Genomic DNA, 20,386 nt, shown 5'->3' with positions numbered 1-20,386 from the left:
TGCTTTGATGTGTCTTTAGATAGGGGTGTTTTAAATTTATTTTATATAAAAATTATAATTACCCCTGTTAATTTTATATATTAGTGTTTTAAAAACATAAAATATAGCTATGAATGATGGTTTTTTGAGTGGTTATCCAGCAATAAATGATATTTATGACGAAATGATGTCCGATAATGTAGTAAGAAATCATTACCGGGATTTTGTGACCGGTTTTTCCAAGTTTGATGTTTCTGAGATGGACCAGAAAAATGACCTTGCGAAAAAACTGTTTATGACGCAAGGGATTACTTTCACGGTTTATAATGATGGAGAAGGAATCGAAAAGATTTTTCCTTTTGACGTCGTTCCGAGGATAATTCAGTCTTCGGAATGGGATTTTATACAGAAAGGAATCAAGCAAAGACTCAAGGCTCTCAATATTTTTCTCAAAGATGTTTATCATCAGCAATTCATTATCAAAGATGAAGTTTTGCCATCGTCTTTGGTTTACACTTGTCCCAATTATCTTCGTGAAATGATAAATGTGGATGTGCCATTTGATATTTATACACACATCAGCGGAATCGATCTTATCAGAGATCATGATGGTAGTTATTATGTTCTGGAAGATAATCTCAGGACACCTTCCGGAGTCAGTTATATGTTGGAAAACCGGAAAATGAGTTACAGGCTTTTTCCTAATATTTTACCTAATATCAAGGTTAAACAAGTCAATATTTATCCCGATCTGTTAATAAAAAATCTATTGTCCTTTGGGCGCCAGATCAGTGCAAAACCTAATGTCGTTCTGCTAACACCGGGGATTTTCAATTCCGCTTATTTTGAACATACGACTTTAGCCCGATTAATGGGAATCGAATTGGTGGAAGGTCGCGATCTGGTGGTGCAAAATCATCAAGTCTATATGAAAACGACGAAAGGCCTAAAAAAAGTGGATGTCATTTACAGAAGAGTGGATGATGAGTTCATTGACCCGCTGGTTTTTCGCCAAGACAGTGTTTTAGGTGTTCCGGGATTGTATCACGCTTACAGAAAAGGAAATGTCATCATCGTGAATGCGATGGGAAATGGCGTTGCGGATGATAAGGCCATTTATTCCTACGTTCCGGATATGATTCGATATTACTTGGGAGAAGAACCGATTCTGAAAAGTGTTCCAACTTACCGAATGGAAAACCTGGACGAACGGAAATATACGATAGAAAACATGCACAAAATGGTTGTGAAAAAAACCAATGAAAGTGGTGGTTACGGAATGTTGATCGGAGACAAAGCTACCAATGAAGAAATCGCTGAATTCACAAAACAAATCAACCTGAATCCAAGAAGTTATATCGCGCAACCAATCATTAAGCTTTCAACTGCGCCTTGTTACATCAATGGTGTTTTGCAACCGAGAAGAGTTGATCTGAGACCTTTCGCATTATACGGTCCTGATGGAATTGATATTGTTCCAGGCGGATTAACCAGAGTTGCTTTGAAGGAAGGTTCTATTGTTGTGAATTCCTCTCAAGGTGGCGGTTCCAAAGATACTTGGGTTGTTGACTAATTCAGTTTTAATCATTAACAATTAACCATTAAGAACAATGCTAAGTAGAGTTGCAGAAAATATATTTTGGATGAGCCGTTATATGGAGCGGACCAATTTTCAGCTCAAAGTTTTTCATACCAGATACATCGCTTATCAGGATGGCGCCTCTGTAGAAAGTTGGGAGAATTTTTGTGAGGAAAATCAAATTGAGATCGATAATGATGATTACAGTTTTGGAAATCTGATCTCCAAGGTGCTTTTTGATATCAATAATGATCTGTCGATTGCCAGCAATATTTTCCGGGCGAGAGAAAATGCCAGAAGTGCGCAAGACCACATCAACAAAGATGTTTGGCAATGTCTCAACGATTTTCATCATCAGATGAAAGACCATTTTCTGTTCAATCAATCCAGATATGGTGACCCGATCAGTGTTTTTGATCTTTTGGTAAAGCAATCGATGGTTTATTATGGCGTTATTGACAATTATGTGGCGAGAGACGAAGGTTATTGTTTTTTAGAATTGGGAAAGTATATAGAAAGAATTTTAAATAGTATTAACCTGATCAGAAAACAGTGGATCCTTTACGGCGAAGACCTTTTGGATAATGATTATTCCAATTGGCGGTATTTTCTAAGTTCGGTGAGCGGGTATGATTTTTACCTTCGACATAATCTTGGAACTATGGAAAAAGAACGGATTTTTTACCAGATGATCTATGAACCGCTTTTCCCAAATTCAATTACATATTCTCTTAATGAATTAGATAAATTTTCCAAACAGCTCAATTCCGGCGAACAAGGTGAAAGTGATGAAACGGTCGGTTTTTTCATTGGAAAATGTATTGCGAATGTCCAGTTTACAAGACATCCCAGGACACGTGAGGAAAAGATGCTTTTTCTTGCCAGGATAGAAAGTGATATTTACGAAATTTCAAATATTTTTAACCACCAGTTTTTTGGTTTGGTTGTTTGAGAAAATGTTTAATTGTAAAATCGCTAAATCGTCAATTTGTCACACCAACAAATTAGAAAATCAACAAATCATCATTATAAATGCCAGTTTTCAACATTTTACACATTACAAGATACGAATATTCTTCTGCGGTCACAGACAGTGCGAACCAAATTATTTTGTCGCCATTGACCAATGATTTTCAGGAAGTTATCGAGCAAAAGATCTCCTTGTTCCCCAATTCTAATATCGATTATTATTATGATTATTTTACCAATAGAATAGGTGTTTTTACGATCATAGAACCGCATCATTTTTTGGAAATCAAAGTTGAGTTGGTTGTGGAAACTTTTCCAATAGAATTGCCGATTATCAATCTGAATGTCGAAGAGCAATGGCAGATCGTGAAAGAACAGGCCGATCAGTTTCCTTACATCGATTTTGTAAGACAGGAAAATATTAAGAGTAAAGAAGAGATTTTGTCAACCTTAAAATCTGTAGCTAATTCAGATTTGTCTGTGATGGAAACAGCAACAGCTTTGTCATCTTACATTTATGAGAATTTTACTTACAGGCAGGGAATCACAGATTTCGAAACGGAAATAGATGAGATTTGGGAGCTGAAAGCAGGTGTTTGTCAGGATTTTGCGCATTTGCTTTTGGGAATGTTGAGAATGTTGGGCGTCCCGTCAAGATATGTCAGCGGATACATTAGTCCAAGCAATCAGGAACTGAGGGGAGAAGGCGCAACGCACGCTTGGGTAGAAGTTTTCATTCCGGGTTATGGCTGGCTAGGAAACGACCCGACGAACAATTGCTGGGTAAGCGACCGACACATCAAGATTGCTGTGGGAAGAGATTTCAAAGATTGTACACCAGTGAAAGGTACTTATAAAGGGACATCCAGTCATAAATTGGGCGTTTCTGTGATCATCACAACCGATAAGACCAAAAATTTAACTGAAGTTCCTAAACTTCCAATGTACATTAGAGAAAATAATCCATCGATTGAAGAACTTTTACCTCAAAGCAATTCTTATCGGATGTTTCTAGAAATGCAACAACAGCAGCAACAGCAACAATAGTTCGTATATTTGGAATCGAATTTTCTGTATGGGTCTTTTGAGGAAATTATATAAAATACTGATTCCGTCTTACGCCTTATTTCTGCTTTATCTGATGTTTTTCGGATTTGGGAGAAATCAGTATGATATTAATATTGTGAGACTGATCCCGATGTTTTCAACGGCGGGTTTCATCAAGCAAACGATTCTTTGGAAAACGATCATCATTAACATATTCGGTAATATTCTGATGTTTGTTCCATTTGGATTTTTAGGAATTATCTTTCCGAGGCTCAACAACTTTTGGACTCTGATCCTGGACTTTCTTTCCGCTATTATTTTGATAGAAAGTCTTCAGTATTTCACAAGATTGGGTGTTTTCGATATTGATGATGTTATTCTGAATACTGTTGGTGCTGTGATCGGCTTTTGGATTTACAGAATATGGACTTCGAAAACCTCAACCCGGAAATAAAATTAAACTAAGAAATTGAAAAATATTTATCTTGCAGATTTAGCCAATTTTGCAGATTCAAACGATTAAAAATCTGCCAAATCTATAAATTCACCACTTATTGATAAGGGTTCTTAGTGTGAACTTCCATCCATCTTGCCGGTTCTTTGATGTTGTTCCATCCAAATTTTTTATAAAGCTCGTGAGCATCTGCTGTTAAAAGAATCCATCGTCTCAAACCTTGTAATTCCGGATGATTCATAATGTTTTCCATTAATAATTTGGACAGGCCAAGACCACGAAATTCATCCAAAATAAATACATCTCCCAAATAAGCGATCGTCGTAAAATCTGTGATCACTTTTGCAAATCCGACTTGCAAATCTTGATGAAATACACCGAAACAAAAAGAATTAGCAATCGATTTTTCAACAATTTCTCTTGAAACGCCTTTCGCCCAATAAGATTCTTCCGATAAATAATGATGAATGGTTTCTATGTCCATTTTAGATTTATCGGTAGAAATATAAAAGTCTTTTTTCTCGTGCATTGTTTATGAATTTAATTCCTTTGCTCTGTTTTCCGCGGCCAAGATTCCTTTTTTCAGGATTGATTTCAATTCGTTTTCCTCAAATGTTTTAAGCGCCGCTTCTGTTGTTCCGCCTTTTGAAGCCACATCTTTTATCAATTCTTCCAAAGATTTATCAGAATTATTAATGAGATGATAGGCGCCTAACATGGTCTGTTTTACAAATAATTTAGATAAGTTTTCATCAATTCCCATTTCGGTCCCGGCTTTTATCATTGCGTCTATGATGTAATAGAAATAAGCTGGTCCGCTCCCGGAAAGTGCAGTGACGGCATTCAAAAGATTTTCATCTTCCAGGTAAACAGAACGTCCTGTAGAATTCAGTAAACGTTCAACGTTCATCAATTCTGAGAAAGAAATTCCTTCCGCTGCCGTATAGCCTGTGATTCCCATCCCGAGGAGAGTAGGAGAGTTGGGCATTGCTCTTACGACGGATCTGTGATTTAGAAGTTTTTGGATTTTATCAATAGAGATGCCGGCCATTATCGATAAAATCATTGATTTTTCCGAAATTTTGAAAGGCAATTTTTCTGCCACAAAACCAAAATCCTGAGGCTTCACAGCAATGATAATAAGGTCCGCTTCCAACGTTTTAATTTCGTCAAAAGACGAGATTTCTGATTCCGGAAACAGTGTTCTTATTTTATCTTTTTTGTTCTCGTTTCTTGTAATGAGGTGTAGATTTTGCGGTTTTATCAATTCATATTTCAAAAAAGACTTTGAAAATGACAAACCCATATTTCCTGCTCCTAAAACTGCAATTTTCATTCGTGTTTTTATATTTTATTTATTTTTAATTCTCGCAGATTTTTTGATTTTGCAGATTCTTAATCCGCTAAATCTGCGAGGAGATTATTTTATAAAAGTGAGAATATATCTTTAATTTTTTAGCAATTATTTCCATCAACATCACAAGAATCACCTTCGCTTACAATATTGATCTTTGAATTGTTTTCAGAAAATTCTGTCCAGCTTTTTTCCAAAACCTCAGAAAATAGATGTGTAGGTTGTGCTCCTGAGATCGCATATTTTCTATCGAAAACAAAAAACGGAACGCTGTTGATCCCAAAAGAGGCTGCTTCAGAAATATCATTGTTTACCAATTCTGTTAATTCAGAAGATTGAACTGCATTTTGGATCTCTTCTTTTGTGAAACCCAATTTTTCTCCAATTTCAGAAAGAATTCCGATATCATCAATGTTTTTTCCAAGGATGAAATATGCTTCAAACAGGAGCTCTTCCATCTCGTTGGCCTTGCCTTTTTCCTTTGCGAGTTGAACCAATATTTGACTTTTGAAAGAATTAGAAACTTTCACTTCATCAAAATTGAAATCGATTCCTGCATTTTTTCCTATTTGAATAAGATTTTCGTGCATCTGGATCGTCTGCTGCAACGAGTGACCTTTGATGTCGGAAAGATATTCGTAATGATTTCTGCTAAGGTCGGTCTTCATTTTCGGATCAAGTTGGAAAGAATGCCAATTGACTTCAACCTTATCATTTTGAGCAAAATTCTGAAGTGCTTTTTCAAAATTTTTCTTTCCAATAAAACAAAACGGACAACGTGTGTCGCTCCAGATATCTACTTTCATTTTTTATTTTAAATATTTTCTAAATGTCTTAGAATAATTATCATTAAAGTTAATCAACTCTATGTTCTTAAAAGAAATTTTATCCGGCTTTTTTAAGATCTTTCCTGTCGTGTCATAATTCTGAATAATGACAGATTTTTCATTGATATCTAAGATTTCCCCAATCGAAAAATAGCCGATTTTCTTTTCTCTACTTTCTATGATGCAATGGAAATTTTGTTTTTTGATCGATCTGAAAAGTGATTCAAAATCTTTTAAAGAAGTTTTATCAATAACTTTTTGGTTGAATTTAATAAGTCCTTCTTCTGAAAAGATCATTTTAGAAACCTTGTCAAATTTGTTATGACGAATACTTTTTATGTTTTTGTAAGGAACGATTTTAGTTCCTGCTAATGAGAAATCGTACGTTTCCTCGATCATCAAAAACTCGTTGGATGACTTGACAATGAACCCAAATATAGAAGAATCGTCTTTGAGGATTACTTTTACAAAATTGACCTTGTCAATATGTTTCCTGATGAGTTGCCTGAATTCTTTTTCTGATCGATCCGCCATATCTGTTTTGATTTTTAGTTATTAAAAGTCATCCGACAATTTTTTTCTAAATGATATTCACTTCCCGTTCCAATTCGATCCCGAATTTTCCTTTTACCGAATTGATGATCTCCGAAGAAAAATCAAAGATTTCTTTTCCGGTTGCGTTTCCCGTTGCATTGATGATGACTAAAGCCTGAAGTTTGTGGGAAGCCACACTTCCAATTTGCTTGCCTTTCCAGCCATCTTGTTCTATCAACCAACCGGCAGGAACTTTTACAAGATCGCCATTCGGATAACCGGGGATATTTTCGAAAGTTTGTTTTAAAACTTCAAATTGTGAAAGTGCAATTGTAGGGTTTTTAAAGAAACTTCCTGCATTTCCAATAACTTTTGGGTCTGGCAATTTGCTTTGTCTGATGCGGATGACCGCTTTTGAAACATCTTGGATAGTAGGGTTATTGATTCCAAGATTTTCCAATTCAGATTTGATTGCGCCATATTCCACATCAATTTTGTGCTCTTTTCTGGTCAATCGGAAAGTGACTTCCAGAATCACATATTTGCCTTTCCCTTCTTGCTTGAAAATCGAATCTCTGTAGCCAAATCGACACTGTTCTGAGTTTAAGATTTCAATTTCAAAGTTTTGCAAATTCAGTACTTTACAACTTTCGAAAACGTCTTTTATTTCTGTTCCGTAAGCACCGATATTCTGCATTGGAGAAGTGCCGACATTTCCCGGGATCAACGACAGGTTCTCTAATCCGCCATAATTTTTCTCCAGACAATACATCACAAATTGATGCCAGTTTTCACCAGCTTTTGCTGTAACCAGAACCTGATTCTCATCAATGATCTCTTCTGAAATTCCTCTCAAATTCAAGTGAATGGCTAATCCATCAAAATCTTTTGTCAACAGAATGTTACTTCCCCCGCCAATAAATAGAAGAGGGAGAGTTTGAGCGTTTGAGAATTTGAGTGCTTCAGTTAATTCTTCAACAGAATTGACTTCTGAAAAATACCGGGCTGAGGCTTCTACTCCGAATGTATTGAAAGGTTTTAAAGAAAAATTTTCCTGCATTACTATTTATATTGTGAGAGCAGATTATTAAGATTGGTTTTTAATTTTTCTAATTGTTTGTAGTTCTGTGCATCCTCAGATGCATTGAAAATCTCATATTCCTTATCTTTTGTAACAATACTGAAAATCTCATCATGTCCATCGTAAACCCCTCTTCTGGCTCCATTTTGAGTTTTGTCTAAAACAGAAATATCTAAAACCGAAACCAATTTTTCCCAATCTTTGGAATTGATCTTTTTATTGAAATTAGGGTAATCCGTCATTCTTCCGCCTGCTGAAGTAGCTATTAACGAATCTTTTGTTGCGGTTATAGATGTGAAGCCGCCTCGTCCATAAGTATTTCTGAACGTTATAGATTCGATCTGTGAACTCTGAGCGACAGTTTTACAGCTGATCAAAAGCATTGCAAAAGCCGATGCAATTAGTCCTATTTTTAATATTTTCATCGTTTTTGATTTTATGATTGGTGTAAATTTAATGATAAAACCACATAGAAATTTTAATTTTTAATAGAATTTTCTATGTGGCTTTTTAGAAATAATCTGAAATTGATTTAATTCAAACCAAATTCGGTTCTGTATTTTTCTATCGCATCTTTTAAGAGCTCAACACTTCTTCTAAGGTCTTCCTGCTTCAAAACATATGCGATCCTTACTTGTTTTTTTCCTAACTCCGGATTGCTGTAAAAGCCTCCCATTGGCGCAACCATAACAGTTTCATTGTTATTGGAATAACTTTCCAAAAGCCATTGCGCAAATTTATCAGAGTCATCTACGGGCAGTTCTACACCGCAATAGAAAGCGCCTTTTGGTTTTGGGCATATCACGCCTGGAATTTCATTCAATAATTCTACCAGAAGATTTCTTCGGTTGGTATATTCTTCTCTTACTTTGGCGATATATTCTGCATCGTTTTTATGAGCTGCGGTTGCTGCGATCTGGCCTAAAAGAACCGGACTCAATCTCGCCTGTGCAAAAAGAATTGCTGCATCGTGAATCTTCTTAGAACGTGTGATCAAACATCCAATTCTTGCACCACACATTGAATATCTTTTAGATTCCGAATCGATGACGATAACGTTGTCTGCTACTTCAGGAAATTCAAACATTGAGATCTGTTGTTCACCGTCATAAACATATTCTCTGTAAACTTCGTCAGAAATAATCACGATATCGTGTTTTTTTGCAATCTCTGCCAACTTCTGAAGTTCTTCTCTGGAATACAGATAACCTGTTGGATTTCCAGGATTACAAACAATTATTGCTCTTGTTTTACCTGTGATTTTTTTCTCAAATTCTTCAATTGAAGGTAGAGCAAATCCTGTATCAATCGTTGAAGGAACCGCAACTACATTGATGTTGAACGTTCCTGCGAATCCGTTATAATTAGCATAATAAGGTTCCGGAATAATGATTTCATCTCCGTCATCACAAAGCGTAGAAATGGCGAAATTCAAAGCTTCTGAACCTCCGTTTGTTACGATGAAATTATCAGGAGTAAGATCCGTAAATCCAAGAGAATGATAATATTCTGTCAAAGCTTTTCTGTACTCGATATTGCCTTCTGATAAAGCGTATTCCAAAACTTTGAGGTCGATGTTTTTCACAGCATTCAAAGCAGTTTCAGGTGTTTCGATGTCCGGCTGACCAATGTTGAGATGATAAACTTTGATTCCCTTTTGTTTTGCTATTGTTGCATAAGGAACTAATTTTCTAACTGGAGATGCAGGCATATGCTGCGCTCTTTGCGATATTTTCGGCATTATTATTTGACTTTGGGATACAAAAATAAGGTTTAAATTTTCAATAAAAAAATTAGTATTTTTGATTCAGAATAATTGAATTTTATTTAATCGTAAAGGGGCTAAATTTTATAAAGTATTGTGTTTTTAAGTCGCCAATTTTTTCAATAATGAAAATCTTGCGACTTAATAGTAATTCAATTTTAATTTGTTTTTGCGACTTTGCGATAAACTTTAATAAATGATCAAATGCAGATTTTTGTTGATACCATAGAAGAATATATTTCCCAGATTCCTGAGGAAAGAAGAGATGCTTTCAGGAAGTTATTAGAAACTGTTGATCGCAATCTTCCCAAAGGCTTTCAACAGAATATGCAATACGGAATGGTCACTTGGTGCGTGCCCTTGGAAACTTATCCTGCGGGTTACCATTGTGCGAAAAATACACCTTTACCTTTCATAAGTGTAGCTTCGCAGAAGAATTTTATTGCTTTTTATAATACGGGAATCTATGCAGACCAAAAGATTTTAGATTGGTTTGTATCAGAATTTCCCAATCATTCCAAAAAGAAACTGGATATGGGAAAATCCTGTATCCGGTTCAAAAAAATGGACGATATTCCTTATGAATTGATGGGCGAACTTTGTACAAAAATATCTGTAGATGAATGGATTACAATTTATGAGAAGAATTATAAAAAGTAATTTAGTTTACCTTATTTTTGCGCTGTTTTTTTTAACAAGCTGCAAAACTCATAATACTTCGATTTTGGAAAACGGCGATTTGCTTTTCGTACCTGCTGTAGAGTCCGGATTGTCCGGAGCTATTAATAATGTGACACAGACAGAGAAAAAAACATCTTACGACCATATCGGAATTGTGAAAAAAGAAGACCATCATCTTTATGTTCTTCACGCTGCACCAAAAGGTGGTTCGCAGAAACAAAAACTCAATCATTTTTTAAAAGAACAAACAAGATCTGGGCAAAAGATCGATGTTTATCGTTTGAGATCTGAGTTCAGATCATCAATTCCGAATTCTGTTTCCAAGGCTGAAACTTTGGTTGGAAAACCTTATAACTTCAACTATATTCTGGATGAGCAATCGTATTATTGCTCCGATTTTGTAGAGCGTGCTTTTCGTGAAAATCAGATTTTCAAATTAGAGCCGATGACTTTCATCGACCCTAAAACTGGAAAAACCAATACGTTCTGGGAAAAATTCTATCAAGAGAAAAACATCAAAGTGCCGGAAGGTGAACCTGGTTGTAATCCTAATGGACTCGCAGCTTCGGAAAAATTATTTAAAGTAGGACAAATAGAGTGAGTTTTCTTCTAATTCTCATGCAATAAAAAAACGGAACCATCCCAATGTTAACAAATAATGAATTTGTGTAAATTTAATTCATACTTATTTGGTGGGAATTAAATAATTTCTATATTTGCAATGTAATTAAGAAATAATGAAACAGATTTTCTCACAGATGGCGATGATGTGTAATACGAACTGAAGGGTGCGGTGAGAAAGCTATGACATAAAGCTTCATCTTACCGGTGAAGCTTTTTTATTTTAAAATTTCAACTATGGATCAAACTAAAAAATACTATACAGACGAAAATACCGTAAGGTTGACAGCATTTTCAGTGATTGTCGTTGCCGTCGTATCTCTATTTTTTAAATGGCCGTTTCTACTTTTGCTCTTAGTTTTTGATTTTATTATTAGAGCTTTAGGACAATCATTTTCTCCTTTAGCTCTTTTTTCAAAATCAATCGCGAACATATTAAAACTGAAAAAGAGATCCATTTTTGCAGCACCTAAAAGATTTGCTGCAGCATTGGGAGCGGTTTTCACCGTGCTGGTTTTTCTATTAATGATAAATGGATTCTATGATGAGGCTTTCATCACAGGGTTTTTATTAATTATCCTCGCAAGTCTGGAAAGCTTATTCAAAATCTGTGTTGGCTGTTACATCTACCAATTTGTCGTTGTCCCAATTCAAAATAAAATTAAATAATACACCAAATACCAAATATTACTATGATCTACAAACAAGAAACTACCGGCAACAATTTTCTTCCGAAACCCACGAGAGAAATAATCCTTGAGATAGAACTGAATGGAAAGATCAGATTCGATATCTTACTTTATACGATCTATAATCATTATAACGTAAGTTACAAAATCGTAAATGCCAATATCGAATATCTCAACGGAAGTAACTTCGGAAACGTAAAACTTCTCCTAAATATCACACAGGACCAGATCAATAAGATAGAAAGTTATCTTAGAGAATATAAATTGTTGAGCAGCAAAATAGATGTTCTGCAAAAAAAGGAGGCTTCTTAAACAGCTTCCTTTTTTATTTTTTTATTTTTAATAAACTCGGAGGGAGAAACACCCGTTTTCTGTTTGAAGATTCTGTAAAAACTGGCTTTGGACTGGAATCCGCAGTCATTAGCAATGGACATGATCGTGAATTTGGATGTGTCTCCTTCTTCAAATTTCTTGATGACCTCTGCGATTCTATGATCATTAATTAAATTATAGAAATTGGTATTGAGATGTTGATTCAGTAATTCCGACAATTTTTTGTTGGAAATGCCAATGCTGTCAGACAAGTCTGTGAGATTCAGCTCATCATTTAAAAATATTTTATCGATTTCTAAAACCCTGTTCAGTTTTTCTTTTATTGAGTCTATCTCTTCTTTTGAAAAAATATCCAATTGTTTGATCGATGAATTCTTTTCCGGATTTTCAGCAATTTGATCGATTTCATTATTGAGATGATCATCACTGTTGATGGTATTGTCATTTTCGATTTTTTGTAATAGGAAATCAGGCATAAGGATCCTGGACTGGAACATCCCTTTGTAACCTAAATACAAATAGAATCCAACAAATAAAAAGGCAATGACCGTCCCGATATTCCAAGGGATTTCTGGGAAAAACATTTCGTAGATCGTGCAAAAAGAATCAATGGTTATTATGATAAAAAGACCAATTATAAGTTGTCTGTACCAATTGAGGTCGTTTTTTTCCAAGATAGAATAATTCTCCTTGAAAACACTTTTTAGTTTTGCAAAAAAGTTGAGTGTAATAATGATGTAGGTTGCCAAAAATCCATTCTCCAATAGATTAAAATAAGGTTCTATCCTTATATAAAAATGGTGGAATGGTGTAAGATAATCCGTAGCCATTGCTACAGACAAGGGAATGTTGAAACATACAAATACGACAAAAAAAGGAACAAGGTTCTTGAGAAGTGGAAGGATGATTTTTTTCTGAGGAAGGACAAGGGATTTGAGTAAAAATAATAGCACAGGTCCTAGCAGATATCCAACTCCGTGACCGAAAAATACGGCAATAGCACCAATTAGACGTGAACGATGCAAATATCCATAATAATAGAATAGAAAGAAAAGGGCATTGCTAAATAGAACAATTAGCAGGATCCGTGTAATATCTTTACCGGATTTTATTAGGAAAAAAATCAATAAAAAAATAAAAAACATTCCGGCAATCAAACCGAAGTCAATGAGCATCTCCCAACTTTCCATTCCGAAAATTAGAAAAAGTACAAGACTTTTGCAAATTTGATTGCCAGAATTTAATAAAATTTAATTTTTGATAATTTTTGTTTGATATTTGTTGCCGATTTTTAATATATAGTTTCCTTTTGGAAGAAGATTGATTTTTATTTCTTGCTTGCTATCCAGAACTCCGGTTGAGATTTCTCTGCCAGCCATGTCGTGTATAATATATTTGTTACCAGATATTTGTTCTTTTGATTTTAAATAGATCATATCTGATGTAGGATTTGGATAGATCAGTAAGTCCGTTTTTGAATTGATATCCTTGACTTTAAGATCGGTATTGTTAAGCTTCACCACATAAGAATCTCTATAACCTCTTGAAAATAGATAATAGCTTCCATTTCCTGTCGGATCAATATTCACAAGGTCAGTGAATGCGCCTCCGATGTACAGATTTTCATCAGCGTCCATCGCTGCACAATGCGTATCGATAAAATTGGAACCGGCAAATAACTTTGCATCAACAAATTTCCCCTGTGAGTCTAATTTTGCAACAAAAGCGTTCATAAAATGGTCTGTATTCTGTTCCAATTCGATATCATCAAATTTGACATTCCCGGCAATATATCCCGTTACAAATGTCTCTTGATTTTTATTGGTGACAAGGCCATAGCCAAGTGACGAAGCCTCTTCTGTACTAGGTTTTGGATAATTTGCCCAAACCAATTTCCCATCATTTCCAACTTTGAACACAAATCCGGTAAGCATACTTTCAGAAGTGAATGTGTATTGTCCATTATGTTCAACATCAGGTCCAAAATCTATACTTCCTCCGAAATATCCTGAAACATACGCATTGCCATTTCCATCTATGCTAAGATTTGTGGGCGTAGTTCCGGTAGAAGAGTTGAGGCTTTTTGTAGTTGTTACATTGACGAAATTTCCCGAAAGGTCTAATTTTAAAAGGTAAGCATCAAAACCAAGAGCCGTAATGTTATGTGTTTGTGCACTATCGGGATCAAAATCTGTGGTTTTTTTTAAATTTCCCAATGCATAAAGATTGTTATTGTGCAATTTCATATCCATTGGCGTTGTCATAAAACCACCAATTGTCCTGACCCAAGAGAGGCTTCCGTTGTCTGATAATTTTGCAAAGAAAGAATCTACAAGACCAATTGGACTAATAGTATTTTCTGATTCAGATGGGTCGAAATCAACAACTCCCGTAAAATATCCGGCAAGGTAAACCTCTCCATTGGATGCGACTTGTATAGCACTTGTTTCTTCATAGAGTTCTCCTCCGATTCCCTTTACCCAAACAAAATTTCCACTCGAATTTAATTTCAAGATAAAAATATCCTGCACACCTTTCGATGTTAAGTTTTGAGCAGTTCCATTCGGGTTGAAATTCACTGTTTCCTGAAAAATACCAGTGATATAAACATTACCATTAGAATCGACAGTTATTGCTGTTCCATAATCGTCGGCAGTTCCTCCTATGGCTTTTACCCAAAGTAATTCGCCATTTGGGGAAGTTTTGGAAATGAAGATATCAAACATCCCTTTGGACGCTATTTCTGTCTGCTGCAATTCTTCTCCGAAAATACAATAATCGGAAAAATAGCCGGTCGCATAAGAATTGCCTTGTGCATCTACAACCAAAGATCGGATGACATCTTCGCCTTCTCCCCCGAGTCTTTTGCCCCAAGAAAACTCTTGCGCATTACTTTGAAAGAACAATAAAAGAACTGTAATAAAATAAAATAGTTTTCTCATACTCAATTGATTGTTTAATTATTTTGAGCAAAATAAGTGAGAAATACCATATTAAAGTTCTTATTGGAAGCAGTGAGACATCTAAAAGCTCCTTTTCGGGCATTAAATGCGAATTTGAAAAATAAGCATAAAAAAAGCGCTCAGAAATTTGAACGCTTTTAAATTTTATATTCTTCTGATATCTGCACCAATGGCTCTCAATCTTTCGTCGATATTTTCATAACCACGGTCGATTTGCTCGATGTTTTGGATCACTGATTTTCCTTCTGCAGAAAGTGCTGCGATCAAAAGTGCATTTCCGGCTCGGATATCCGGTGATATCATCGTTGTTCCACGAAGTGGTGTTTCCTGATTCATTCCAATTACAGTTGCTCTGTGCGGATCGCAAAGAATAATTTGTGCTCCCATATCAATCAATTTATCCACGAAGAACAATCTGCTTTCGAACATTTTTTGATGGATCAAAACAGAACCTTTTGCCTGAGTCGCTACAACCAAAATAATTGATAACAGATCTGGTGTAAAACCTGGCCAAGGCGCATCTGAAACTGTTAGTATAGAACCGTCAATAAATTTTTGTACTTTATAATTTTCCTGAGAAGGAATATAGATATCGTCACCTCTTTGCTCAAGCTCGATTCCTAATTTTCTGAATGTATTTGGAATAACACCAAGTTGATTCCAGTTAACGTTTTTGATGGTGATCTCAGATTTTGTCATTGCTGCCAATCCGATCCAAGAACCGATCTCAACCATATCAGGAAGCATTGTGTGTTCTGTTCCGTGTAGTTTGTCAACGCCTTCAATTGTTAATAAATTTGATCCGATTCCAGAAATGTTAGCTCCCATTCTATTCAGCATTTTACACAATTGCTGAAGATAAGGTTCGCAGGCAGCATTATAGATTCTGGTTTTTCCTTTTGCTAAAACAGCTGCCATCACAATGTTTGCAGTTCCTGTAACCGAAGCTTCTTCCAATAGGATGAATTTCCCATTCAGTTCTTTTGCTCTCAAGGAGTAGAATGCTTCTTCCTCATCATAAGAGAACTCTGCGCCGAGCTCCACAAAACCTTGGAAATGCGTATCCAGTCTTCTTCTTCCGATCTTGTCTCCACCAGGTGTAGGTAAATAGGCTTCGCCGAATCTCGCCAACATTGGCCCCAATATCATAACAGAGCCTCTTAGTTTTGCCCCGTCTTTTTTGAATTCTTTAGATTTTATATAATCGAAGTTGACTTCATCTGCCTTGAAGGTATAATCGCCTTTTCCATTTTTTATTACCTTTACATTGAAGTCCTGAAGGATTTCTATCAGTTTGTTAACATCTTTGATATCTGGAATATTGTTGATTCTAACTTCATCCTCCGTTAGCAAGACAGCGCAAAGGATTTGTAAAGCCTCATTCTTCGCACCTTGTGGCGTGATCTCTCCGCTTAATCTTTTTCCTCCTCTTATTTCGAAAGCTCCGCTCATTATCTTCTCTTGTTTTTATGGTTCTGGAAATTATTTTTCCTGTTGTTGTTATTGTGATTTGAATTTCTGTTGTTATTTCTATTATTATTGTTTCTGTTTGTCGCGTAATAGATCTTGCTCTTGTCCAGAGAATCCAATCCGGTAAGATCCAATCGGTTTTTGGAAAGTTCTTTCAAATGTCTGAAGATGACATCATCCTGCACATGTTCTTTGTTGTAAACATTGTAGGATTTTTTCATATTATTGGCAATCACTTGTATCAGAGCATCTTTTTCATCACCTTCTTCCAGGGCAATTGCTGTTTCTATCAGTTGAAGAATACTCTTCCCGTAAAATTTATAATCATTTTCCAAAGATGGGTAATCCATTTTTCTTGGTTTGGTGATCAGATCATCGGCTGAAAGAATTGGATAAGGAGAATCCACGTCCAAATTGTGGTCAGCAAGAATGAACAGATGGTCCCAAAGTTTATGTTTGTAATTTTCCTCATCACGAAGATGCGGATTTCTTTGTCCCATGAACTCGATGATGGCGAGCGCCATTTCGTTACGTTCCTCTTTGGTTTGCAGTGTTTTGCAATGCTCCACCAGCTGCTGTATATTGCGCCCGTATTCGGGCATTAGTAGTTGTGTTCTGTCGGTATTATATTCCATAATATTGCAAATATAAAACATTTCGAGCTCAAAGTTTGAAATTCAAAACCGAGTCTGTGTTTTTCTGGATTAAATTTCATTTAACATTACTTAAGCGGAGCTTCTCAAGCCAATTTTTTATTCTTCAATAAATTTTTTTCTCTGTTCTGCATTCGGGAGAAAACATTGGTTTGCTGCCAATTTTTTTCGATTTCTGGAAATCAAATTATAGAACTGATTCCCAATAAAATCTGGAATGATTTTCCCGATCGCAGCCAAAGAATAGATTCCGCCAACTTCTGTGGCAATTTTTAAAATTGCCTGGTATTTAGATAAGTAAAAATCCGCTGGTTTCCAAAGATAAAGCGTATCAAAAACCTCATTCGGAAGATTTCTGTCATTCAAAAACTTCTGTCCAAATACCGATTGAAGAGAAGAAAACAAGAACTTATCCTTCTTATCCCTTTCCAATATCCACTGCACCCAATGATTGCAGAATCCACATTCACCGTCATAGAAAACAATGAATTTATCTTTCAAATTAACAGATATTTCTGTGGTCATAATACATTTGAATTTTCAAGCTCCTTCTGGATTTTCCTGAAATACTGTGCCAATTCCTTTCTCTGTTCATCAGTCAATTTTGCATCTGGATGTCCCAAAAGATAACTTTCCAAAGGCATTTTCTTTTGCTCTACATACTCCGCAGCTTCCTCCAATTTGTGTGCTTGCCTTTTAGGTTCATAAGTTGCAAATGTAGAGAAATTCATCTCTTTTCTACCTTCATCAATATGGTTTTTCAACAGCCATGCAAAAGGCTGGATATTACTGTAAAAAGGATATCTCGTTTCGTTGGAATGGCAGTCGTAGCAGGAGTTACGTATGATTTTCGCAATTGGTTCCGGTGTGTTTTTGATCTTCAGAAAATCCATTCCTTCGTTGGTCGCAGGATTCGTTTTATCAATCGGAAAAAACTGGATGATTATGAAGGCGACAAGTAGTACAATTAATATTTTTTTCATAGTTCAGATTTTAAAATTAGTATTACAAAATCTTGTCCAAAAATAAAATTAAGAAATAAGACAAATGTAAAAAGAAACAAGTTGAATAATTATTAGAATTATATGTTTTAAATCTTTGATGAGTTTGTAGTTTATGCTGAGCCTGTCGAAGTCCTCTGCGAACCTTAAAAATATCTTCGATAATGGATGAAAACTGTATGGACTTTGTATTCAGAATTTTGAATAACAACTCTCAGTCAAAAAACCGTATCTTTGCAAAAAATTTGGGCTCTTAAAGTAAGAGTAACCCATTAATAATCTTATTATTAAACAATTTTATGTCAAACATTGTCGCTATCGTTGGGCGTCCCAACGTAGGAAAATCCACATTATTTAACCGTCTGTTAGAAAGAAGAGAAGCCATTGTAGACTCTACAGCAGGTGTTACGCGTGACCGTCATTACGGAAAATCCGATTGGAACGGCGTAGACTTCACAGTAATTGATACAGGAGGTTATGATGTGGGAACGGATGACGTTTTTGAAATGGAAATCCGTAAACAAGTTCAGCTTGCTGTGGACGAGGCTACGTCTATCATTTTTATGGTAAATGTGGAAGAAGGTCTTACCGATACAGACCAGGAAATATATGAACTTTTAAGAAAGGCCAACAAACCACTTTATTTGGTGGTCAACAAAGTGGATTCTTCAAAAGAAGAATTGCCAGCAACCGAGTTTTACCAATTAGGCGTTGAAAAATATTACACCTTGTCTTCAGCGACCGGTTCTGGAACTGGAGAATTGTTGGACGATGTTGTGAAAGATTTTCCGACAACAGACTACAAAGACCCGTTTGAAGGTTTGCCGAAAATCACAATCGCAGGTCGTCCAAATGTTGGAAAATCAACTTTGACAAACGCTTTACTTGATGTCGAAAGAAACATCGTGACTGATATTGCAGGAACGACTAGAGACAGTATCCAGACTTTGTATAACAAATTCGGACATGAGTTTGTATTGGTTGATACGGCTGGAATGAGAAGAAAATCTAAAGTTAATGAGGATCTGGAATTCTATTCCGTGATGCGTTCCATTCGTTCCATCGAGTTTTCTGATGTTGTCATCATTATGGTAGATGCAACTTTGGGCTGGGAATCTCAGGATATGAATATCTTCGGTCTTGCTCAGAAAAACAGGAAAGGAATTGTAATTCTTGTGAACAAATGGGATTTGGTTGAGAAAGATACCAATTCAACCCGTGATTTCGAAGCGGCTATCAAGAATAAAATCGGACAGTTTACCGATATTCCGATCTTGTTCGTTTCTGCATTGACTAAACAAAGAATCCTGAAGGCTGTTGAGGTTGCTATGGAAGTTTATAATGACAGAGCTAAAAAGATCAAAACTTCTAGACTGAATGAAGTAATGCTTCCTGTTTTCGAAGCATTGCCGCCGCCAGCAATCAAAGGGAAATATGTTAAAATCAAATATTGTGTGCAGTTGCCAACGCCGTCGCCACAATTTGTATTCTTCTGTAATCTTCCTCAATATGTGAAAGAGCCATACAAGCGCTTCACGGAAAACCAACTGAGAAAACACTTTGGATTCACAGGTGTTCCAATCGAGGTTTACTTCAGACAAAAATAAATATCAACCCTTTCAGAGCTTAGGTTCTGAAAGGGTTTTTTATAATAATTAATTAATTTTTGAGATTTAAGTTATATTTTTGAATCTAATAATCATACATCAAACTATGCTAGCTATACTTTCAGAAAACTTTTCTCTTGTCAATTCATGGATCAATGATCTTCGAAACGTTGAAGCGCAGCAAGACCGAATGAAATTCCGTAGAAATATGGAAAGGATCGGGGAGATTGCTGCTTTCGAGATCAGTAAAACACTTGGACAAAAAGAGATTGAAATCACAACGCCTCTTGATAAAATCACAGTAAAAGAAATCGAGACACAGCCTGTTATTACCACTATTTTGAGAGCGGGAGTTCCATTATTTCAAGGAATTCTTAACTATTTTGATAAAGCAGATTGTGGATTTGTTGCGGCTTACAGAAAACACGATGCCAACGATTATTTCTCAATCAAACAGGATTATTTGACTTGCCCAAAACTAGACGGTCGCCCATTGATCGTTGCTGACCCAATGTTAGCAACTGGAGCATCGCTTATCGAAGCTATCAAAGATCTGTTGACGAATGGGAAACCGACTTCTATTCATATTGTTGCTGCAATTGCGAGCAGACAAGGAGTTGAAACTATCCAGAATGCTTATCCTGATGCAAATGTTTGGATTGGCGCTTTGGACGAGAGTTTAACTTCAAAAGGTTACATCACGCCAGGTTTGGGAGACGCAGGAGATTTGTCTTACGGCGAAAAACTGCAAAGGTAATTATGAATTATCAGTTATAAAT

At 35.9% G+C, this 20,386-nt stretch carries 23 protein-coding genes; 10 read left to right on the top strand and 13 right to left on the bottom strand.

Annotated features, from left to right (window positions below; translation table 11 throughout):
* Positions 1-109: 109 nt before the first annotated feature.
* From BLT30_RS08975 to BLT30_RS08960, 4 genes are all read left to right on the top strand, one after another.
* Positions 110-1,552 (top strand): circularly permuted type 2 ATP-grasp protein, encoded by a 1,443-nt coding sequence (locus tag BLT30_RS08975; protein ID WP_089873239.1) that lies wholly within the window; start codon positions 110-112, stop codon positions 1,550-1,552.
* Positions 1,553-1,589: 37 nt separating this feature from the next.
* Positions 1,590-2,510 (top strand): alpha-E domain-containing protein, encoded by a 921-nt coding sequence (locus BLT30_RS08970; protein WP_089873238.1) that lies wholly within the window; start codon positions 1,590-1,592, stop codon positions 2,508-2,510.
* Between the two features lie 80 nt (positions 2,511-2,590).
* Positions 2,591-3,574: a transglutaminase family protein gene (locus BLT30_RS08965; protein ID WP_089873237.1), complete on the top strand. Its 984-nt coding sequence runs from the start codon at positions 2,591-2,593 to the stop codon at positions 3,572-3,574.
* Between the two features lie 28 nt (positions 3,575-3,602).
* A complete protein-coding gene (locus BLT30_RS08960) occupies positions 3,603-4,028 on the top strand; it encodes a VanZ family protein (protein WP_089873236.1) in 426 nt (141 codons plus the stop codon).
* A 97-nt stretch (positions 4,029-4,125) separates the two neighbouring features.
* Here the strand turns inward: BLT30_RS08960 and BLT30_RS08955 are convergent, their stop codons facing one another.
* From BLT30_RS08955 to BLT30_RS08925, 7 genes are all read right to left on the bottom strand, one after another.
* Complete coding sequence (locus tag BLT30_RS08955) at positions 4,126-4,557, bottom strand: GNAT family N-acetyltransferase (protein WP_089873235.1); 432 nt, start codon at positions 4,555-4,557, stop codon at positions 4,126-4,128.
* A 3-nt stretch (positions 4,558-4,560) separates the two neighbouring features.
* Entirely contained in the window at positions 4,561-5,364 is an 804-nt protein-coding gene (proC, locus tag BLT30_RS08950; protein WP_089873234.1) for a pyrroline-5-carboxylate reductase, read from the bottom strand.
* A gap of 119 nt (positions 5,365-5,483) precedes the next feature.
* Positions 5,484-6,188 carry a DsbA family oxidoreductase gene (locus tag BLT30_RS08945; RefSeq protein ID WP_089873233.1) on the bottom strand — a complete coding sequence of 235 codons (705 nt, stop codon included), beginning with the start codon at positions 6,186-6,188 and terminating at the stop codon, positions 5,484-5,486.
* A 3-nt stretch (positions 6,189-6,191) separates the two neighbouring features.
* Entirely contained in the window at positions 6,192-6,743 is a 552-nt protein-coding gene (locus tag BLT30_RS08940; RefSeq protein ID WP_089873232.1) for a hypothetical protein, read from the bottom strand.
* 46 nt (positions 6,744-6,789) lie between these two features.
* Positions 6,790-7,809 (bottom strand): UDP-N-acetylmuramate dehydrogenase, encoded by a 1,020-nt coding sequence (gene murB, locus BLT30_RS08935; RefSeq protein ID WP_089873231.1) that lies wholly within the window; start codon positions 7,807-7,809, stop codon positions 6,790-6,792.
* Entirely contained in the window at positions 7,806-8,249 is a 444-nt protein-coding gene (locus BLT30_RS08930; RefSeq protein ID WP_089873230.1) for a hypothetical protein, read from the bottom strand. Before BLT30_RS08930 ends, murB begins: the two co-directional genes overlap by 4 nt.
* A gap of 107 nt (positions 8,250-8,356) precedes the next feature.
* Complete coding sequence (locus BLT30_RS08925) at positions 8,357-9,565, bottom strand: pyridoxal phosphate-dependent aminotransferase (protein ID WP_089873229.1); 1,209 nt, start codon at positions 9,563-9,565, stop codon at positions 8,357-8,359.
* A 228-nt stretch (positions 9,566-9,793) separates the two neighbouring features.
* On the opposite strand from BLT30_RS08925, the gene BLT30_RS08920 reads away from it, so the two are divergent.
* The 4 genes from BLT30_RS08920 (at position 9,794) to BLT30_RS08905 (ending at position 11,892) form a co-directional block, all read left to right on the top strand.
* Positions 9,794-10,249 (top strand): DUF1801 domain-containing protein, encoded by a 456-nt coding sequence (locus BLT30_RS08920; protein ID WP_089873228.1) that lies wholly within the window; start codon positions 9,794-9,796, stop codon positions 10,247-10,249.
* Positions 10,209-10,871 carry a YiiX/YebB-like N1pC/P60 family cysteine hydrolase gene (locus BLT30_RS08915; RefSeq protein ID WP_089873227.1) on the top strand — a complete coding sequence of 221 codons (663 nt, stop codon included), beginning with the start codon at positions 10,209-10,211 and terminating at the stop codon, positions 10,869-10,871. The genes BLT30_RS08920 and BLT30_RS08915 overlap by 41 nt, the downstream gene beginning before the upstream one ends.
* A 257-nt stretch (positions 10,872-11,128) precedes the next feature.
* Positions 11,129-11,560 (top strand): DUF4395 domain-containing protein, encoded by a 432-nt coding sequence (locus BLT30_RS08910; RefSeq protein ID WP_089873226.1) that lies wholly within the window; start codon positions 11,129-11,131, stop codon positions 11,558-11,560.
* 23 nt (positions 11,561-11,583) lie between these two features.
* Entirely contained in the window at positions 11,584-11,892 is a 309-nt protein-coding gene (locus tag BLT30_RS08905; RefSeq protein ID WP_089873225.1) for an NIL domain-containing protein, read from the top strand.
* Here BLT30_RS08905 and BLT30_RS08900 read toward each other — a convergent pair.
* From BLT30_RS08900 to BLT30_RS08875, 6 genes are all read right to left on the bottom strand, one after another.
* Positions 11,889-13,088, bottom strand: a complete 1,200-nt coding sequence (locus tag BLT30_RS08900; RefSeq protein ID WP_175487166.1) for a helix-turn-helix domain-containing protein — start codon at positions 13,086-13,088, stop codon at positions 11,889-11,891. The two genes, BLT30_RS08905 and BLT30_RS08900, sit on opposite strands and share 4 nt — an antisense overlap.
* Positions 13,089-13,163: 75 nt before the next feature.
* Entirely contained in the window at positions 13,164-14,855 is a 1,692-nt protein-coding gene (locus tag BLT30_RS08895) for an SBBP repeat-containing protein (protein WP_089873223.1), read from the bottom strand.
* Between the two features lie 165 nt (positions 14,856-15,020).
* Positions 15,021-16,328, bottom strand: a complete 1,308-nt coding sequence (murA, locus tag BLT30_RS08890) for a UDP-N-acetylglucosamine 1-carboxyvinyltransferase (RefSeq protein ID WP_089873222.1) — start codon at positions 16,326-16,328, stop codon at positions 15,021-15,023.
* The gene (locus BLT30_RS08885; RefSeq protein WP_089873221.1) at positions 16,328-16,981 is read right to left on the bottom strand and encodes a DUF4290 domain-containing protein; all 654 of its coding nucleotides are present in this window, start codon (positions 16,979-16,981) and stop codon (positions 16,328-16,330) included. The genes murA and BLT30_RS08885 overlap by 1 nt, the downstream gene beginning before the upstream one ends.
* Positions 16,982-17,098: 117 nt before the next feature.
* Entirely contained in the window at positions 17,099-17,524 is a 426-nt protein-coding gene (locus tag BLT30_RS08880; RefSeq protein ID WP_089873220.1) for a thiol-disulfide oxidoreductase DCC family protein, read from the bottom strand.
* A complete protein-coding gene (locus BLT30_RS08875) occupies positions 17,521-17,982 on the bottom strand; it encodes a heme-binding domain-containing protein (RefSeq protein WP_089873219.1) in 462 nt (153 codons plus the stop codon). The genes BLT30_RS08880 and BLT30_RS08875 overlap by 4 nt, the downstream gene beginning before the upstream one ends.
* A 317-nt stretch (positions 17,983-18,299) precedes the next feature.
* On the opposite strand from BLT30_RS08875, the gene der reads away from it, so the two are divergent.
* Complete coding sequence (der, locus tag BLT30_RS08870; protein ID WP_089873218.1) at positions 18,300-19,607, top strand: ribosome biogenesis GTPase Der; 1,308 nt, start codon at positions 18,300-18,302, stop codon at positions 19,605-19,607.
* 106 nt (positions 19,608-19,713) lie between these two features.
* Entirely contained in the window at positions 19,714-20,364 is a 651-nt protein-coding gene (gene upp, locus BLT30_RS08865) for a uracil phosphoribosyltransferase (protein WP_089873217.1), read from the top strand.
* The last annotated feature ends 22 nt before the right edge of the window (positions 20,365-20,386 follow it).

It is taken from the genome of Epilithonimonas hungarica (assembly GCF_900102265.1).
Taxonomy (GTDB): domain Bacteria; phylum Bacteroidota; class Bacteroidia; order Flavobacteriales; family Weeksellaceae; genus Epilithonimonas; species Epilithonimonas hungarica.
This window is presented reverse-complemented; position numbering and strand designations above follow the sequence as displayed.